The 16,497-nt window shown below is 63.8% G+C and carries 20 protein-coding genes; 11 read left to right on the top strand and 9 right to left on the bottom strand.

Annotation, left to right across the window (positions count from 1 at the left end):
• Positions 1 to 183: 183 nt before the first annotated feature.
• Positions 184 to 597: a hypothetical protein gene (locus LNV09_RS20305; RefSeq protein ID WP_263558898.1), complete on the top strand. Its 414-nt coding sequence runs from the start codon at positions 184 to 186 to the stop codon at positions 595 to 597.
• A 175-nt stretch (positions 598 to 772) separates the two neighbouring features.
• Positions 773 to 1,264 carry a CBS domain-containing protein gene (locus LNV09_RS20300; protein WP_263558897.1) on the top strand — a complete coding sequence of 164 codons (492 nt, stop codon included), beginning with the start codon at positions 773 to 775 and terminating at the stop codon, positions 1,262 to 1,264.
• Positions 1,265 to 1,388: 124 nt separating this feature from the next.
• Here LNV09_RS20300 and LNV09_RS20295 read toward each other — a convergent pair whose 3' ends face one another.
• From LNV09_RS20295 to LNV09_RS20275, 5 genes are all read right to left on the bottom strand, one after another.
• Positions 1,389 to 2,267, bottom strand: a complete 879-nt coding sequence (locus LNV09_RS20295; RefSeq protein WP_263558896.1) for an ice-binding family protein — start codon at positions 2,265 to 2,267, stop codon at positions 1,389 to 1,391.
• 196 nt (positions 2,268 to 2,463) lie between these two features.
• Entirely contained in the window at positions 2,464 to 3,879 is a 1,416-nt protein-coding gene (gene fumC, locus LNV09_RS20290; protein WP_263558895.1) for a class II fumarate hydratase, read from the bottom strand.
• Between the two features lie 16 nt (positions 3,880 to 3,895).
• Positions 3,896 to 4,747 (bottom strand): Crp/Fnr family transcriptional regulator, encoded by an 852-nt coding sequence (locus LNV09_RS20285; protein ID WP_263558894.1) that lies wholly within the window; start codon positions 4,745 to 4,747, stop codon positions 3,896 to 3,898.
• Between the two features lie 89 nt (positions 4,748 to 4,836).
• The gene (locus tag LNV09_RS20280) at positions 4,837 to 5,721 is read right to left on the bottom strand and encodes a YihY/virulence factor BrkB family protein (RefSeq protein WP_263558893.1); all 885 of its coding nucleotides are present in this window, start codon (positions 5,719 to 5,721) and stop codon (positions 4,837 to 4,839) included.
• A gap of 31 nt (positions 5,722 to 5,752) precedes the next feature.
• The gene (locus LNV09_RS20275; protein ID WP_263558892.1) at positions 5,753 to 5,971 is read right to left on the bottom strand and encodes a hypothetical protein; all 219 of its coding nucleotides are present in this window, start codon (positions 5,969 to 5,971) and stop codon (positions 5,753 to 5,755) included.
• A gap of 146 nt (positions 5,972 to 6,117) precedes the next feature.
• Between LNV09_RS20275 and LNV09_RS20270 the strand changes: the two genes are divergently transcribed.
• Positions 6,118 to 6,351, top strand: coding sequence for a YMGG-like glycine zipper-containing protein (locus tag LNV09_RS20270; protein ID WP_263558891.1), 234 nt, complete (start codon positions 6,118 to 6,120; stop codon positions 6,349 to 6,351).
• Between the two features lie 45 nt (positions 6,352 to 6,396).
• Here LNV09_RS20270 and LNV09_RS20265 read toward each other — a convergent pair whose 3' ends face one another.
• From LNV09_RS20265 to LNV09_RS20255, 3 genes are read right to left on the bottom strand one after another with little or no spacing between them, the layout of a single operon-like run.
• Positions 6,397 to 8,055, bottom strand: a complete 1,659-nt coding sequence (locus LNV09_RS20265) for a diguanylate cyclase domain-containing protein (RefSeq protein WP_263558890.1) — start codon at positions 8,053 to 8,055, stop codon at positions 6,397 to 6,399.
• A gap of 11 nt (positions 8,056 to 8,066) precedes the next feature.
• Entirely contained in the window at positions 8,067 to 9,539 is a 1,473-nt protein-coding gene (locus tag LNV09_RS20260; RefSeq protein ID WP_263558889.1) for an ATPase domain-containing protein, read from the bottom strand.
• Positions 9,536 to 10,003: a hypothetical protein gene (locus LNV09_RS20255; RefSeq protein WP_263558888.1), complete on the bottom strand. Its 468-nt coding sequence runs from the start codon at positions 10,001 to 10,003 to the stop codon at positions 9,536 to 9,538. The genes LNV09_RS20260 and LNV09_RS20255 overlap by 4 nt, the downstream gene beginning before the upstream one ends.
• A gap of 241 nt (positions 10,004 to 10,244) precedes the next feature.
• Between LNV09_RS20255 and LNV09_RS20250 the strand changes: the two genes are divergently transcribed.
• The 8 genes from LNV09_RS20250 to LNV09_RS20215 all read left to right on the top strand — a co-directional run bounded on the left by LNV09_RS20250 (position 10,245) and on the right by LNV09_RS20215 (position 15,464).
• The gene (locus LNV09_RS20250) at positions 10,245 to 10,736 is read left to right on the top strand and encodes a BON domain-containing protein (RefSeq protein WP_263558887.1); all 492 of its coding nucleotides are present in this window, start codon (positions 10,245 to 10,247) and stop codon (positions 10,734 to 10,736) included.
• A 132-nt stretch (positions 10,737 to 10,868) separates the two neighbouring features.
• A complete protein-coding gene (locus tag LNV09_RS20245; protein WP_263558886.1) occupies positions 10,869 to 11,078 on the top strand; it encodes a hypothetical protein in 210 nt (69 codons plus the stop codon).
• Positions 11,075 to 11,449, top strand: coding sequence for a hypothetical protein (locus LNV09_RS20240; protein WP_263558885.1), 375 nt, complete (start codon positions 11,075 to 11,077; stop codon positions 11,447 to 11,449). The genes LNV09_RS20245 and LNV09_RS20240 overlap by 4 nt, the downstream gene beginning before the upstream one ends.
• A complete protein-coding gene (locus LNV09_RS20235; RefSeq protein ID WP_263558884.1) occupies positions 11,446 to 11,856 on the top strand; it encodes a hypothetical protein in 411 nt (136 codons plus the stop codon). Before LNV09_RS20240 ends, LNV09_RS20235 begins: the two co-directional genes overlap by 4 nt.
• 11 nt (positions 11,857 to 11,867) lie before the next feature.
• A complete protein-coding gene (locus tag LNV09_RS20230) occupies positions 11,868 to 13,022 on the top strand; it encodes an ABC transporter permease (RefSeq protein ID WP_263558883.1) in 1,155 nt (384 codons plus the stop codon).
• A gap of 2 nt (positions 13,023 to 13,024) precedes the next feature.
• Entirely contained in the window at positions 13,025 to 13,858 is an 834-nt protein-coding gene (locus LNV09_RS20225) for an ABC transporter ATP-binding protein (RefSeq protein ID WP_263558882.1), read from the top strand.
• On the top strand, positions 13,855 to 14,820 hold the full coding sequence (locus LNV09_RS20220) for an MlaD family protein (RefSeq protein WP_263558881.1): 966 nt from the start codon (positions 13,855 to 13,857) through the stop codon (positions 14,818 to 14,820). The genes LNV09_RS20225 and LNV09_RS20220 overlap by 4 nt, the downstream gene beginning before the upstream one ends.
• Positions 14,817 to 15,464, top strand: a complete 648-nt coding sequence (locus LNV09_RS20215; protein WP_263558880.1) for an ABC-type transport auxiliary lipoprotein family protein — start codon at positions 14,817 to 14,819, stop codon at positions 15,462 to 15,464. The genes LNV09_RS20220 and LNV09_RS20215 overlap by 4 nt, the downstream gene beginning before the upstream one ends.
• On the opposite strand, the gene arcC is transcribed toward LNV09_RS20215, so the two are convergent.
• The gene (gene arcC / locus LNV09_RS20210; RefSeq protein WP_263558879.1) at positions 15,445 to 16,407 is read right to left on the bottom strand and encodes a carbamate kinase; all 963 of its coding nucleotides are present in this window, start codon (positions 16,405 to 16,407) and stop codon (positions 15,445 to 15,447) included. The genes LNV09_RS20215 and arcC overlap by 20 nt on opposite strands.
• Between the last annotated feature and the right edge of the window lie 90 nt (positions 16,408 to 16,497).

Here is a 16,497-nt window from a genome sequence, read left to right as displayed (position 1 = left end):
GCAGTTGCCTCGGCGCGCAAGCTGTGACTGCGAGCCCCGGCTGGTCCGAGGAAAAAAGCAATCCATCCCCAAGCACCTGATCGGAGCCCCCCATGCACTTCATCACCAATGCCGATTGCAAGTGCGCCTTGCCGCTGCCGACGCAGACCTGCGCTGCTTCATCTGCCTCAGAGGGTCTGCGTCATGAGTGATATCACCGCCGTCCCCCAAGTGCCGACCAGTTTCGGTGCCTTCAAACCCGTCGGTTGGCTGATGGTCGGTCTGCCAGCGCAAGCGCTCGCCAACCAGCTGGTTGCGGCCCTGCAAGGCGCGCCGAATGGTGAGGCCTGGCCCAGCTCGGAAGTGCTGCATTTCGCGCCCAGCGAGACGCTGGAGCAGCTTGAAGCCATGGCCGAGAACGCCGGCGCCATGGCCGGCTTTGGCTATGAAATCACCTTGCTGCGCCGCTACATCAAGCTGAGCAAAGAGGGCTATCGATGGCTCTTGGTCAAGGTCAGCAGCGTCGAGCGCGCGGCGGCCGCCGCCGCCATCGCACGCAGCTGTGATGCGACCTTGGCGGTGCATTACCGCAGGTTGACGGTTGAAGAGCTGCTCTAGTTCAAAAGGCGCTGGAGCGAAGGAAGTTTCACGCCTGCGCCAAGCCAAACAGGGTCTGTACGCTGAACAAAAAGACAGCGCCGGGCGGGGTGGAACGTATGAGGCAAGTGAAACAACGCACGGACCTAAGCCCGCACTCAGCATTCACTCAGCATTCAGTTTGAAAGGATTCGTCATGACTGACACCGATACCCACAAGGAAGCGCCTCGCAGCGTGCCAGCACCGCTGGTCAGCACCATCCAGACGATTGCCCGCTCACGCCTGCTGACGGTGCCCGCTGGCGCTCATCTGGTAGATGTGGCCGCACTCTTGTCCAGCGCGCAGATCAGTGTCGTGGTGGTGTGCAGCGAAGCCGGCGCCGTGCTGGGCATCATTACCGAAACGATGTTGGTCAAGCAGCTCGGCTTGGGCCAGGCCGACTTCTTCACGACGCGGGCTGATGCGGTGATGTCGAGGGAAATCAGATCCTGCGGACTGCAGGACCAGTTGTCCGATGTGGTGGCCATCATGCACAAGCTGGGCCTGATCCACATCTTGCTGGTCGATGCCGACAACAAGCCGCTCGGGGTTGTCAATGTGCGCGACGGCCTGCGTGCGCTGCTATTGGCGGGCAATCAGGAAGAGGAGCTGCTGCGCAACTATGTGATGGGGATAGGCTATCAATAGTCGCGGCTTGCTGGCGCTCAAATAGAGCCTTAGGCCAGCGGTGCTCATCTCGTACCTGCATCAAACTGGCCCTAAATTCCGCCGCGCTGAACGCATCATTGCGCAGCGCAGCGGTGCTCAAGCTTCAGCGCCCGGTCTTGTTAAATCTGAACGCTGCAAGCCCCGCTGCGCCCAAGGTCAAGAGCAGGAGCGCGCTCGGTTCCGGCACTGCGGTGGCCAGTTCGCCGCTAAAGCCTTGGCTGCCGAAGTCAAAGCGCTGATGGCCGAAAGCTTCAGCGCTGCAGTTGCTGGAGATCAGGTTGTCGGTCAGCGTCACCGCGCCGGTGATGGCGAAAGCGCGCCCGCACAGAATCTGCGCCCGTGGATCCAGGCTGACGCTGGCGAGGGCCAAGATGTTGCCGGCAAACTGGCTGTCTAAGCCCAGCGTGGCGGAGCTGCCGACCTGCCAGTACACGCCGCTGTTCGAATTGCCATTGAGGACTTGCAACGAGGAGTCGCTGGCCGCGGTCAAGCTGCTGCCGATCTGGAACACAAAAGTGCCATTCGGGTTGCCGGTGAAGTCCAGCACCAAGTTGCCGGTCAGCTGCGCCGAGCTGTCGAAGTGATAGACGCCCGGCGTCAAGCTTTGATAGCCCAAGGAGCCCAGCGCATGGCCAGTCAGGTTCGCCACCGAGGGTAGACCCGCCAGCGTTGTATAGGCGCTCAGCGTATCCGCCAAGGCCAATTGCGCAATGCCGTCATTGATGTGGATGGCGCCGCCGGACACCGCGCCGTCCGGATAAAAGCCTGTCACCGAGCTACCCGGCGTGACACCCAGGTCGCCATAGACCCGCGTGCTGGGGTTGGGCGCGCTGTGTGCGTTGGTCACGGTCTCATGCCCCAGCACGGCAAAACTTTGCGCGCTTGCCAGCAGGGACGCAGCCACCGCCGGGATGGGCCCGAGTAGCGCGATGCAAGTGGCAGCGATGAAGTGAATCTTGTACGTGCTGGTATGGGTTTGCATGGCGAGAGATCCTGTTTGACCGGTCCAAGGGCCGGCATGGTTTAGCAAGGAGTCGCACGCCATCTCAGTCGTCGCGTGAGGCTTTCGGACTTGCACGGATGAAGCAGTGGCCTGAGTGTCTGATGTCTCAACTCATGGCGCTGCGTCACCGGTCATCCTGTCGCTGTCAATCTCACCGGTCTGTGCGTTAGCACACCTAAACTGCCGGGCCCAACATGCCTTGCGGGTCGACCCAGTTGTCAAAGTCGGCGGCGCTGACTTCGCCCCGTTCCAAGGCGGCGCTGCGCAGGCTCAGGCCGTTTTGGTGGGCCAGCTTGGCGATGGCCGCCGCGCGGTCATAGCCGATATGCGGCACCAAGGCGGTCACCAGCATCAGCGAGGATTGCAGCAATGCATCGATGCGCTCAGGATTCGCCGCCAAGCCCTGCAAGCAATGCTGCTTGAAACTTTGCATCGCCTCGCTGAGCAGGCTCAGGCTGTCCAGGCAGTCCAGAATGATCAGCGGCTTGTAGACATTGAGCTCGAACTGGCCTTGGCTGGCGGCAAAGCCGATCGCCGCGTCATGGCCCATCACCTGGGCGCAGACCATGGTCAGCGCTTCGATCTGCGTGGGGTTGACCTTGCCCGGCATGATGGAGCTACCCGGCTCATTGGCGGGCAAGATCAACTCGCCCAGACCGGCGCGTGGGCCGCCGCCCATCAGGCGGATATCGCAGGCGATCTTGGTCAAGGCGATGGCCAGCATCTTGAGCCCGGCGTGCAGGCCGACCAAGGCCTCATGACCGGCCATGGCGGCGAACAAGTTGTCGGCTTGCGTGAGTGGCAGCTCCAATTGCTGCGCCAGCCGGGCGGCGACCCGAGCGCCGAACTCGGCATGCGTGTTCAGCCCAGTGCCGACCGCCGTGCCGCCAATCGCAAGGCGGTGCACCGCCTGCAGCGCATAACGCAGATGGCCCTCGCACAGCTGCAGCTGCGTGGCATAGCCGGCAAACTCCTGGCCCAGCGTCACCGGCGTGGCGTCCTGGCCATGGGTGCGGCCAATCTTGACCAGCGTAGCCCATGCGTCGGCCTTGTCCAGCAGCGCCGCTTGCAGCTCGGTCAGCGCCGGCAGCAGCTGCCGCTTGGCCTGCAGAGCCACCGCCACATGCATGGCGCTGGGGAAGACGTCATTGGAGGACTGGCCGAGATTGACATGGTCGTTCGGGTGGATGGAGCGCTGCTCGCCCAAGCCGCCGCCCAAGGCTTGCGAGGCGAGATTGGCAATCACCTCGTTGACATTCATATGGCTTTGCGTGCCCGAGCCGGTCTGCCAGACGGAGAGCGGGAACTGCGCGTCATGCGCGCCGCTCGCCACCTCCTGCGCTGCCGCCGCGATGGCCAAAGCCTCGGTGGCGTCCAGCAAGCCCAAATCCCGGTTGACCAGCGCGGCCGCCCATTTGACCCAGGCCAGCGCATGGATCACGGCCAGCGGCATGCGCTGGCCATATGGCTGAGCACCCGCCTGACCGATTTTGAAGAACATCAGGCTGCGCGCGGTCTGCGCGCCCCACAGGGCATCGGCCGGAACTTCAATCGAGCCGAAGCTGTCGATCTCGCTGCGTGTTGCCTTCATCTGTGGCCTCCTGCCTTCACTGCAATGTTGCGCCGGCTGCCTGGCCCTCGGCCTGGATGAAGTCGCTCAGCGCCTGCGGGTCAGGGATATGGAGCAGGCGCCGACCCCGCTCGGTGAAACAGATCACCTTGGCCCGCTCCAGGCTGGAGAGCGCGCGGCTGACCGACTCCAGGGTCATGCCCAGATAGTTGCCGATTTCGGCGCGCGACATGCGCAAAATAATCTGGTCATTGCGCAGACCACGCACGGCCAGCGATTCGGCCCATTGACGCAAAAACTCCGCAACGCGCGCCGCCACCGGCAGCGTGCACACCGACAGCATGGCGTCGCGCCCGCGCGTGATGGCGCGACTCATTTCGGTGTGCAGCTCGATCAGCAATTGCGGGTGGCTGCTGGCCGCGCGCAGCAACTCGTCATAGCGCAGGGCCCAGACTTCGCCAACCTCCAGCGCCTGTGCCGTGCAGCCGTACTGGCCCTTGGCAATGCCGTCAAAGCCCAGCCAGTCGCCGCGCAGCAGCAGGCCGACGACCTGGTTGCGCCCGTCAGCCGCTGTATTGACGACCTTGACGCTGCCCGAATTGATCACATAGAGCTGATTGAAAGGCATGCCGGCTTCAAACACCAGATCGCCGGCATGCACGAGGCGGCGGCGCACCGGCAGCTGCTCGAGCAGCAAGCCCAGTGAGCGGGCGATCTGGCCCGCTCGGGCGCCAGCAGCATGGCCGCAATTGACCCGCCCATTGCGCTGAACAAGGGCCGCTGCATCGGCTGAATTGCCAGCTGAAGAGCCCGTTATCCACTGAAGCCCCGGCCCGGTCTTGCGCATGGGCGGGCGGTTCTCGATGCTGTGTTGCTGGGTCTTGTACATGGCGACTCCCTGAGCTGGATGGAAAGCAGGCCTCAGCCTAAGCCGCCAAGCTGGCGCTGTATGTGCGCTACGGAACACAGCGTGCTGCTTCAGACGTGCTGGAGCTTTTGGGCTTGGTTGGGCAGGCGCTCGAACTCGGCAATCACCTGCCCGCCCAAAAGCAGCAAGGTGGCGGCCAACTCCAGGCTCAACAGCACGGCGATGGCGGTCGTCAGCGAGCCGTAGACCAGGCCGATCTGGGACAGGGTGGTGAAGTACCAGACCAGCAGGCGGCGCGAGCCTTCCCACAAACAGGCCGCGACCACGGCCCCGAACAAGGCATGCTTGAGCGACAGGCGGCCCACCGGCATCACCATATAGATGGAGGTCAGCACCGCCACCTCGCCGACGAAGCCGAGCAGGTAGAGCAGGGCATTGGCGGGCCGGCCGAGTGACCAGTCGTGGCCGAGCAGCTCAAGCTGTTCATCGCCCAATGCTTGCAAGCTGCCGGTCATCAGTGTGACCAACAACAGGCCCAGACCCAAGCACAGGATGTAGGCATAGGGGATCAGCGCCGAGATCAGCCAGCGTCGTCGCCGCTGCACCACGCGGTGCAAAAAGATGATGGACATGGCACTTTCCAACACCGTAAAAGCGAGCGAACTGGAGAACAGCATGGTCAGCAGCAGCACCCAGCCAATGACCTGGCGGTGATCCAGAAAGTGCGCCAACTCCTGGACGATGGCACTCGCCTGGCCAGGCACCACCCAGTCAAGGTAGCGGCCCAGCGTCAGCAGCAAGTCGGCCTCGCTGATCACATGCGAGAGCGCGATCACGATCAGGATCAGCATGGGCACGATGGACAGCAGCGCGTAATAGGCCACCGCGCCGGCCAGCAGCAAGCCCTGGTTGCGCTGGAAGCTGCGCAGCGTTCTGAGGCTGAAGGCTGCCGGATGCCTCAGGATCAGCAGCAGGCGAGGGTCGATGATCTGCATGGGTTCATCTTGGCCACCCCTGTTGCAGGTATCAGCGTTTGCCGCCAAACACCAGCAAGAAGCCGCCCAGCAGGACCGCGCCCAGCCCGGCCCAAACCGGCACATTGACCGCATGGGTTTCGTCCACCGTCAGCGCGATCGGCCCAAGTTTGACCGCTTGGCTGCGTTCGGTGTAGGTGAAGCCGCCATAGCCCAGGCCCAGCAGGCCGCCCAAGATAAGCGCCAGGGCACCGAGTTTGATTGCATTCATGGCTATTTTTCCTTCATTGATCAGTCCGCAGACTCGAAGCTTGACAGGCTAAATGGCGAAAGCGAAAGCGTCCGTGCGCTGGCATACAGACGGCGCCGGCCCGGCGCAATACGCTGAGCTTTTCCAACACGTCAAGAGGTCTCCCCATGATTTCAATGCAGCGGTTTTCAAGTCTTTGCATCAGCGCTGCGCTGATGCTCACTCTGAGCGCTTGCGCCGGCATGTCCGAGCATGACAAGAGCATGGTGATCGGCGCCGGCATAGGCGCGGCAGGCGGCGCGGTGCTGACCGGCGGCAGCGCTGCGGCCACGGTCGGCGGCGCCGTCGTCGGCGGCGTCATCGGCCACGAGATCGAGAAGGACAAGAAGAAGGAGAAGTAGCAGGACAGCGAAACCAGGGCAAGGCGCCCGGCGGCGCCTTGCAGTTCAAGCAGTCAGCGGCAGGGTGACCCAGAACTGGCTGCCTTGCCCAATGCCGGCGCTGCTGGCCCGCACCGTGCCGCCATGCGCTTCGACGATCTCTCGCACCACCGTCAGGCCCAGCCCCAGGCCGCTGCCATGCGCACCCACCGCGTGGAACTCGCGTCCGAAGGGCTCGAAAATCGTTTCCAGCGCCTGTGCACTGATACCGATGCCGGTGTCGCTGATGCCGATGAGGGCATGCGTGTCCGAGCGCTGCAAGTCCATTTGAATGCTGCTGCCCTCATGGGAGTAGCGGCTGGCGTTGCTGAGCAAATTGCTGAAGACCTGGGTCAGGCGCATCGCGTCACCTTGTACGCGCAACGCCTCGGGCGGCTGTTCGCGCAGCAATTGTTGGCTGCGCTGATCCAGCAGCGGTCGGCATAACTGAGCGCAATGTTCGAGCAGGGCCGACAGATCCAGCGGCCGCAGCATCAGCAGCAGTTTGGCCTTGCCTCGCTCTTCGGCATCCGCAGGATGGAGCAAGTCGCTGACAAAGCCGCGAATCTGCGCGGCCTGCTGCGCCATCATGTCCTGCGCATGGGGCAGCAGCGGGGCCGCGTCGGGCGGCCGGCCCAGCGCGGCCATGGCAATCCGGATCGGTGACAGCGGGTTGTTCAGCTCGGCCGCCACGCCGGCCATGAACTCACGCTGGCGTTGTTGTGCAGCGGCCGCTGCGGTCTGCAAGTCCAGCGCACTGAGCGTCGCGAGTACCAGCTGTTCATTCGCTTCTTGCAAGAGCAGATGCTTTTGCTCTTGCTTGGCCAGCAGTTGCGCCAACTCGGCCGACTGGCGTTGCAGCGCCGGCAATGAGGGCGCCGGCGCCGCCGACTTGCTCGATGCAGTTGCAGGCGAGAGCTCAAGCGGGTCGGCGTCTTCGACAAAAAAGGAGATCCCACCCGGCCCTTGGCGCTTGGCCATATACATGGCCTGGTCGGCGCAAGCGATCAAGGCGTCGGCTGAGTCGGCGTCGCGGGGGTAGACGCTGATGCCAATGCTGGCGCTCAAATCGGCCCAATCGACATTGCTGGCGCGGGCCACCCGCAGCGCTTCCTTGAGCTTCTCGGCGATGGCCAGGGCGTCGTCGATTTGCACCAGATCATCCAGCAAGATCAGGAATTCATCGCCCCCATGCCGGCTGACCGTGTCCGACTCTCGCACCGCCGACAGCAGGCAAGAAGCTACTTGCTGCAAGACCTGATCGCCGATGGCATGGCCTGCCGAATCGTTGATCTGCTTGAATTTATCGAGGTCCACGAACAGCAGGGCCAGTTGCGTGCCCTGCCTTTTGGCGTGCGCAATCGCCTGCTCCAGGCGGTCGAAGGCCAAGGCCCGGTTGGCCAATTGCGTCAAGGGGTCCAGGCCGCTGGTGCGGGCGGCAGCGTCAAGCGCTTGCAGCGCCGATTCGCTGTCGATCTGCGCATCCAGCGTGGTCAGCACCAATTGTTCGTTAGCCTCCAGCAGTTGCACGCTTTGGCTGTGTTCGAGAAAACTCTCCGCCCGCACCACGTCTTGCAGCAGCCGCACCAACACGGCCCGCATCGCTTCGACGCGCTGGGTGATCTGGGCCAGTTCCTGCTCGGCGCTGGCCACAGTGGGCGTCAGGGGAGTTGGCAGCTCGTCCATGGCGCCGTGGCTCAGTCAGCTTTGTGGCGGGGCCGGCCGCCCAGCAGACCTTCCTGGTCGGCCAAGGTGGCGCCAATTTGCAGGCCGTGGTCGTCGATGTGAAACTCGCGCAACTCGTCCGAATGTGCGCTGGCCCGTAGCTTCACGACCGCCATCATGCGGCGCAAGCGGCTGTCGATTTCGATATAGCGCTGCACGATGATGGCGTCGGTCAAGAAAGCCGTGCCGTAGGGGCTGAAGCGCAGATCGGTGTAGCGGTCTTCCAGCTCGGAAGTCATCAGAATCGTCACACCCGCGTTCGCCATTGCACGCACCAGGCGCGCCAAGGACTCGCGGAAATCGTCACGGAAGGTCGGCGCGATCGCCAGCTCGAAGCCGGACAGTGAATCGATCACGACCCGGGTCGCGCCGAGTCTGGTCACCTCACTCAGCAGCAGGCCGATCACCTCGTCGATCGAGAGATCCGGCGCCCGGCTGTCGACCAGGCCGACTTTGCCGCTGGCCACCAGATCGGCAATGATGCGGTTCTGCGCCTGGCTGGGGCGCTGCTCGAAGGCCGCCAGCACGCCAGTTTCGCCGCAGCGCGCGCCCTCGGCCAGGAAGGCCGCCGCCAGAATGCTCTTGCCCGAGCCCGAGGGCCCGGCCACCAGCAGCGAGTAGCCGCGCGGCAAGCCGCCGCCCAGCATCTCGTCGAGCTTGGGCACGCCCAGCAGCAGGCGGGTGTCGGTGGCTGGCGCATGGGCAGTTTTGACCGCATCTGCGGCAATGCTCGGCTGGCCGACCGGGGCGAAGATATTGATGCCGGCGCTGCTGATTCTGAAGGTGTGCAAGCCCGGCAGCGTAGGTTGGCCGCGCATCTTCAAGATCTCGATCTTGCGCACCATGGAATTGCGCTGCACGCTTTGGCGCATCCAGATCAGGCCGTCAGCGACGGTAAAGACCGGATTGGCATCGGTCTCGATGAAGTACTCGCCGATCAAGAAGGTGGTGGCCTGCCAGCTCGTCATCATCATGCCGAGTTGTTGCACGAATTGCTGCAGTCTGTGGGTCGGGCTTTGCGGGTTGCCGTTGGTTTCGCTGGCGATCATTACCGAGCGGAATGAGTCCACAAACACCAAGCTTGGCTCATAGGTCGTCACCGCCTCGCCGATGCGCGCCAACACACGGTCGAGATCGCCGTTGGCCGCGTCTTCGGACAGGTTGATGAAGCGCACCGCATCGTTGATCTGCTCGCTGTCAAAGAATTCGAATTGCTGCTGGTAGCGCAGCATCTTCATCGGCGGCTCGCCCAGCACGGTGAAGTAGATCGCCGGGCGCTGCGGCGTGGCGAGCGAGAACATGATCTGGTGCGCCAAGGTCGTCTTGCCGCAACCGGGCTGGCCGGCGATCAGATTGAAGGAGAACTCAGGCAAGCCGCCGCCTAGCACTTGGTCCAAGCCCGGCACCCCGGTGGGCAAACGTTGGATGGCTACTTTGCTGCTCATTGCGTGTTGTCCTGCGCGGCTGCGCCGCTTAAAAAAGTAATCCAAGGGGTGCGAAGCAAGCGTTCGGTGAGCGCGCGCCCCACCAACTTGGCCAACAACTCACAAAAAGTTTGCAAAAACAAGCAGGCACCGGCCGCTGCCTCTGGCCGGGTTTGGCGCTCTATCATGGTGCACAAGGCTGCCGGGGTGACAGATGAAGTTGCAGGGTTTTCTCCGCCACAGATGCCGCTGTCGCTGTCTGCACCTACTTTGGCATCCTTCAGCCAGTGATGGCTCTTGGCACTGAGCTGCAGGCTGCGAGCGAACAAGGCGGCTACGCCGCGCTGGCCCACGATGGGCACCAAGGCGAACTCAATCTCTCGGCAAACCCGGCAGACCAGCTTGGCAATTTGCGCCGAGCTGGCGCCGGCATCCAAGTGCTGGGCCAGGAAAGCCACGGTTTGATCACTCTCTGGGCTGGTCATGGTTTGGTCGGGTCACTGAAGGTGTCATGCAAGCTTGACGCTATGTCTGTCATCCAGCTAACTGGTCTGATGTTTGGAAATGAACCTTGACCATAACGCACATTCGTGGCGGCATCTGTACGCCAGCGTACATAGCCGGCACTTTGTCGGCGCTGTCCGACAAGAACTTGCGGCCCCGGCTCACATCTTCGGGCCACCGTGCCGGCTAGGCTGGCAGGGTGTCGTTCAAACGAGGAAATCCATGAAGATCGCTAAAAACCCTTCCCCCCAGGTCATGCGCGCCTTGGCCGCTGCCATCATCGCATTGAGCTTGGCCGCTTGCAGCAAAGAGGGTGATGACGCGCGCACACCCGGCAAGAAGCTCGACGACGGCATTGCCCGGGTGGAGCAGCAGTCCGAGGCCATGAAGGCCGATGTACAGCGCGGCTCCGCTGAAGCTGCCTCAGCCACCAGCGCCGCCGTGCAAGACGTCAAGCAAGCTTCCCTGGAAATGCGCGAAAAAATGGGTGCCGATCTCAGTGACGCCGGCATCGTCACCTTGGTCAAGGCCAGATTGGCGGGGGACACCGCGCTGACGGCTTCCAGCATCAATGTCGACTCGACCCAAGGGCGGGTGGTCTTGCGCGGCACGGCGGCCGACGCGGTAGCGGTGGGCCGGGCGCGCGAAATCGCGTCGGGCGTCAAAGGCGTGCAAGCGGTGGATAACCAGCTGACCGTCAAACCCAAGTCCTGACGCTGGACGAGCGCGCCTGTCGGGCTCGTCCTACAAGCAGGCCCGCCATTCGCCGATGGCAGCCGGGGTGAGCCGCGCTGAAGATGGAGCCATCAAATGCCCGCTGCCAGCGGGCCAGCTCCGAGGTCAGCCATGACGCATGAAATGAACGCATTGGGCCAAGGGCCTGCGGGCGAGCGCCCGCAGCGTGGCCGAGGCAATGGAATGGGCGCTGGCGGCATGGCGGAGTTTCATGTCGATGGGCTCGGCGCGATCGGCTTCGAATCCGCCTGCCCCGCCTTGCTGGCAAGTTTCTGGCCGGATGCCTTGCCGGAAGGCGGCGAGTCGGTGGAGTTGTCATGAGTGCCCAAGCGTTGGGCGCTTGGGCGGAGTATCGCGATGGCGAGGCAGGTTTTGGTCTGGCGGCGCATGCGGCCGTCTGGTGGTCAGGCTTGGCGGCGCTGCTGTGTATTGCCCTGTTGGTGGCGCTGCAGACGGTGTTGCAAGCTTCGGTCGATCAAGGGCAGCTGCGCCGCGCCATCAAGGTCACGCAGGCCGGCCAAGCGCGCCAATGCATGGCGTTGCTCGGCGGACGGGTTCAGGAGAGCTGTTTGCTGGCCTTGAACGAAGCCGCGAGTTTGAGTGCACAAGCGTCCCAGACCCAGACCCAGACCCAGGCACATGCCGAGCCAGCGCCCCCAGTTTCAACCCGCAAGCCAAGGACTTCCCCATGAACAAGTTTCTTCAACTTCCGCGCTTTACGCTCTTCTTGTCTGCTGTGTTCTTGAGTTTGTCTGCTTCAGCGCAGACGGCCGACGCCCAGCTGCGCTATCAACAAGAGTTGGCGCATTGCAAGAGCGGGCCGGCCACGCAAAGCCTGGCGAATTGCCAGCGCGAGGCCGGCGCCGCCTTGGCGGCTGCCAAGCGCGGGGATCTGGACGATGGCCCGGCCGCCTACGAGCGCAATGCGCGTGAGCGCTGCATGGCCTTGCCGACACCGGAACGCTATGAATGCATTGCCAGGATGCGCGCGCCGGCCAGCGGCAGCGTGGCCGGCGGTGGCCTCTTGCGTGAGGCTGTGACGGTCGAAGCGATAGCGCCGCCCGCGCCGCCCGCGCCCCCCGCGCAGCCGATGAAATAACAAAGCATCAGATGGCCGCCGCCGCCGCGAGCTTGCGTCAGGTCACGCCGCAGCGGCTCGCGCTGGCGGGCTGTTGGACTGCGCGCGGCTTGGGCAATGTGGCCGAGCTGCTTGCCGACGCCCAGCCGGCACGGGCTGAGCAAGGCAAAGAAAAAGGTGAAATCGAGCTTGAGGTCAGCGGCCTCAAAGCGCTGGACAGCGCGGGCGCCTATGTGTTGCAAAAGCTCTTGCTGCGGCTCGGCCCGGCCGGGCAACCGGCGCGGCTGCTCGGCCTGCCTGAGCCCATGCAGGCTTTGATGACCGTGGTGGCTGAACAACTCGCGCAGACCGAGTCCGTGGCCAAGCCGGCTGAGCCTAGCCCCGGCGTGCTGGAGCGGCTGGGCCGCGAAATGGTCAAGCGCGGCTCGGCCGCATGGCTTGAGTTGCTGGCTTTGTTGAGCTTTGTCGGCGAGAACGCCTTGGCCTTGGGGCGCTGCTTGCTAAGACCTACGCGCTTTCGCTGGCGCCCGATGCTGTTCAATTTGCGCTTGGCCGGGGTGGACGCCCTGGCCCTGGTGGGGCTGATGTCCTTCTTGCTCGGCGTTGTCGTGGCCTATCAGGGTGCCAACCAATTGCGCCAATACGGCGCCAATATCTTTGTCGCCGATCTGATTGGTCTGTCGATGTTGCGTGAGTTTGCGCCGCTGATCACCGCCATCATCATTGCCGGCCGCTCGGGCTCCGCCTATGCGGCGCAGATCGGCAGCATGGTGGTCAGCGAGGAGATCGACGCCATGCGTACCTTGGGTCTGCTGCCACTGGAGCTGCTGGTGCTGCCCAAGCTGGTGGCACTTGTGATTGCCTTGCCGCTGTTGACCTTGTTTGCCGATGTGCTGGGTGTGCTGGGCGGCATGCTGATGGCCAGCGTCAAGCTGGACGTGACGCCGACCGAGTTCATCGAGCGTTTCTCCAAGGCCGTCAGCGTAACGTCCTACCTGATTGGCCTCGGCAAGGCGCCGGTGTTTGCCGCCGTCATTGTGCTTGTCGGCTGCTTCCAGGGGTTTCGCGCCAAAGGAGGGGCCGACAGTGTGGGCCGCCAAACCACCCGCAGCGTCGTGCAGTCGATATTTTTGGTGATCAGCGCCGACGCCTTGTTCTCGGTCGCCTTCAGCGCGCTGGATCTATGAGCATGACGGCGGCATCAGCGGCCGCATCAGCAAGCGATGCGGTGGTCCAAATGGCCGGCGTCAGCACCAGCTTTGGGGACCATGTCGTGCACAGCGATATCAGCCTGGACGTGCGGCGGGCCGAAATCTTCGCCTTGATCGGCGGCAGCGGTTCGGGCAAATCGACCTTGTTGCGCGAGATGATTTTGCTGCAGCAGCCGAATGCCGGTGAGGTCAGCGTGCTGGGTGTGGCGCTGCGGAGCATCAGCGACGCGGACGCCCTGGCCTTGCGCCTGCGCTGGGGCGTGATGTTCCAACATGGCGGCCTGTTTGGCAGCTTGACGGTGCTGGAAAACATCGGTCTGCCCTTGCGCGAGCACACCGAGCTGGACGACGCATTGATCGACGAAATCGCCACCTGGAAGCTGCAGTTGGCGGGTTTGAAACCCGAAGTCGGCGCGCAATATCCGACCGAGTTGAGCGGCGGCATGCTCAAGCGTGCGTCCTTGGCGCGGGCCCTGGCCTTGGACCCGGAGCTGCTGTTCCTGGATGAGCCGACTGCTGGCCTCGACCCGGTCAGCGCCGCCGGTGTGGATGAGTTGGTGCTCAAGCTGCGCGATCTGTTTGGCCTGACGATCGTGATGATCACCCACGACCTGGACCTGCTCTGGCAGGTGGCCGACCGGGTCGCGGTGCTGGCCGATGGCAAGGTGGCGGGCATGGGTTCAATGAGCGAGCTGGCGGCCATGGATGTGCCGGCCGTGCACCAGTTCTTTGAGGGGCCACGTGGTAGGCAAGCACAACAACAAGCACAGCAGCCAGCGCAAACCGGGAGCACGTCATCGAAACTAAAGTGAACTACGCCTTGGTGGGCGGTTTTGTGCTGTTGCTCGGCGCGCTCTTGATTGCGGGCGTGCTGTGGCTGGCCTCGGGCGGCGCTTGGCAAACCAAGCAAGACATCTATCTCTCGGTGATGGAAGAGTCGGTGGCTGGCCTGAACCTGAACGCGCCGGTCAAATACATGGGCGTGGATGTCGGCAAGGTGCAGGCGATCGGCATCGACGCTGCGAACCCCAAGCGGGTGCGGCTGCTGTTTGCAATCGACCGGGGCACGCCGATTCGCGTTGACACCGTGGCGGTGCTCAAGACCCAGGGCCTGACCGGCATTGCCTATGTGGAGCTGGACGGCGGCGCCGCAAATTCCGCCCCGCTACAGACCGTGGCGCCTGAGCGCTACCCCTTGATTCCCAGCAAGCCCTCACTGAGTGCCCGCCTGGAGAACGTGCTGAGCTCGGTGCTGGCCAAGCTGGACAGCACCTCGGCCAGCCTCAACGCCCTGCTGAGCCCGCAAAATCAAAAAGCCTTCAGCGCCACGCTGGCCGATATCGCTTTGCTGACTCATACCTTGGCCGAGCGCCGCAGCACGATAGATGCAGGGCTGGTCAGCGCGGCGAAAACCTTTGAGCACAGCGCCGCATTGACGGCGCAACTGCAGCGTCAAGCCGGGCCCCTGCTGGCGCGCATCGACAACGCAGCGCTGGCTGTTGAGCGCATGGGGCTTGAGACCGCGCAGGCCAGCAGCAGCGCGGGCCGCACCGTGGTCGATGTGGGCGGCGATCTCAAGCGGTTCAGCGCCGTGGCCTTGCCCGAGTTGCAGCAGCTGATGGGCGAGATGGCCGTGCTGGCCGCCTCACTGCGGCGCTTGAGCGAGCAGGCCGAGCGCAACCCCGGCGCATTGATTCTGGGGCAGGGCGCGGTGCCCGACGGCCCCGGCGAAGCACTTGAACCCACCCGCAAGCCGCGAGACGAAAAACCATGAAACCAAATCTGCTTGCAGGAGTTTTACGCCTTACCTGCACGGCCGTCATGCTGGGCTTGGGCGCCTGCGGCAGCTTGCTGCCCACGCCGCCGCCACCGCCGACCATGCATCTGTTGACTTGGGCGCCGATGCCGCAGGCGGTTCCGACTACGTCGCCTGTGCCTGGGCAAGCCAGCCTGCGCATCAACGCGCCGCTGGCCGCCGCAGGTTTCGACAGCCGGCGCCTCATCTATCTGCGTGAGCCTTACCGCCTGGACTATTTTGCCAAGCACGAATGGGCGGACACGCCGGCGCGCATGTTGGCGCCGCTCTTGCTGGCAGCCTTCGATGCGGGCGGGCGCTTTCGGGTCGTCACTGGCGCCAACAGCGCGGCCAGCGCCGAGTTCAGCATCGACACCGAGATCATTCGCTTGCAGCAAGATTTTTCGCAGTCACCGAGCCAAGCTCAATTGACGCTGCGCGCCAGTCTGCTCGACAACGCGACGCGCCGTGTCTTGGCCAGCCGCGAGTTCGATGCACGCGTTGCGGCGCCCAGCGAGGACGCAGCAGGAGGCGTCAAGGCGGTGAATCTTGCCCTGAAGCAGGTCTTGAAAGACTTGGTCGAGGCGCCGGAGTTTGCGCCGCTTAGGGCAAGCTTGCCTTGATCTGCCTGCCGGCCTGAGCGGCCACTTTGATTTGAGTGCCGGCCTGGCCGGCCAGCATGGCCTCAATCTTGGCCAGCGGTCCTATCACCGCACGTCGGCCGGTCGCGTTCACGAAGGCGCAGGCGGCCGCCACTTTGGGGCCCATGCTGCCATCGGCAAAGTTGTGCTGGGCCAGTTGCTGCGGCGTCACTTCGCCAAGCGCGCGCTGGCTGGGCAGGCCCCAATCGAGAAAGACACTCTCCACATCGGTGGCAATGATCAGGCAGTCGGCGTCCAACTCGGTGGCCAGCATGGCACTGCACAGATCTTTGTCTATCACCGCCTCGATGCCGTGCAGGCCCGTGCGACCCGCCTGCTTGGCCACCGGGATGCCGCCGCCGCCGCAGGCAATCACCACCACACCGCCCTCGAGCAAGCAGCGTATCGAGGGCAAGCCCAAGACACGCAGCGGTTTGGGCGAAGCAACCACACGGCGCCAGCCGCCACCGTCCTTGGCCAGCTTCCAATCCTTGGCCGCCGCGATGGTTTGCAATTGATCCTGGCTGTAGACCGGCCCTATCGGTTTGGTGGGATGTGCAAACGCGGGGTCATCGGCCGCCACTTCAACGCGGCTCAAGAGGCTGCTGACCTGACGTCCGGCCGGTAGCAAATTGCTCAACTCTTGCTCCAGCAAATAAGCAATCATGCCCTCGGTCTGCGCGCCCAGCACATCCAGCGGGTAGGCGGGCAGATCGCAATGACTGGCTGCATATTCGCTGGCTTGCAGGGCCAGCAGGCCGACCTGCGGGCCGTTGCCATGCGTCAGCACCAACTCGGCGTGTTGCGCCGCCACGCGGGCCAGTTGCAGCGCGGCGAGCCGGATATTGGCCAGCTGATTGGCGGCACTCAGCGCTTCGCCGCGTTTGAGCAAGGCGTTGCCGCCGATGGCGATGACGATCTTCATATTAGGCCCAGAGGACGAGAGCTTTTGTAGCGAGCGGCCGGCAGGCTAGGCGGACGAAGCGCAGGAACCGGAACGTACTTTCTGTACGTG

It is taken from the genome of Paucibacter sp. B2R-40 (assembly GCF_025717555.1).
GTDB lineage: Bacteria > Pseudomonadota > Gammaproteobacteria > Burkholderiales > Burkholderiaceae_C > Paucibacter_A.
Note: the sequence above shows the minus strand (reverse complement) of the source record. Positions and strands in the feature narration are given on the sequence as shown.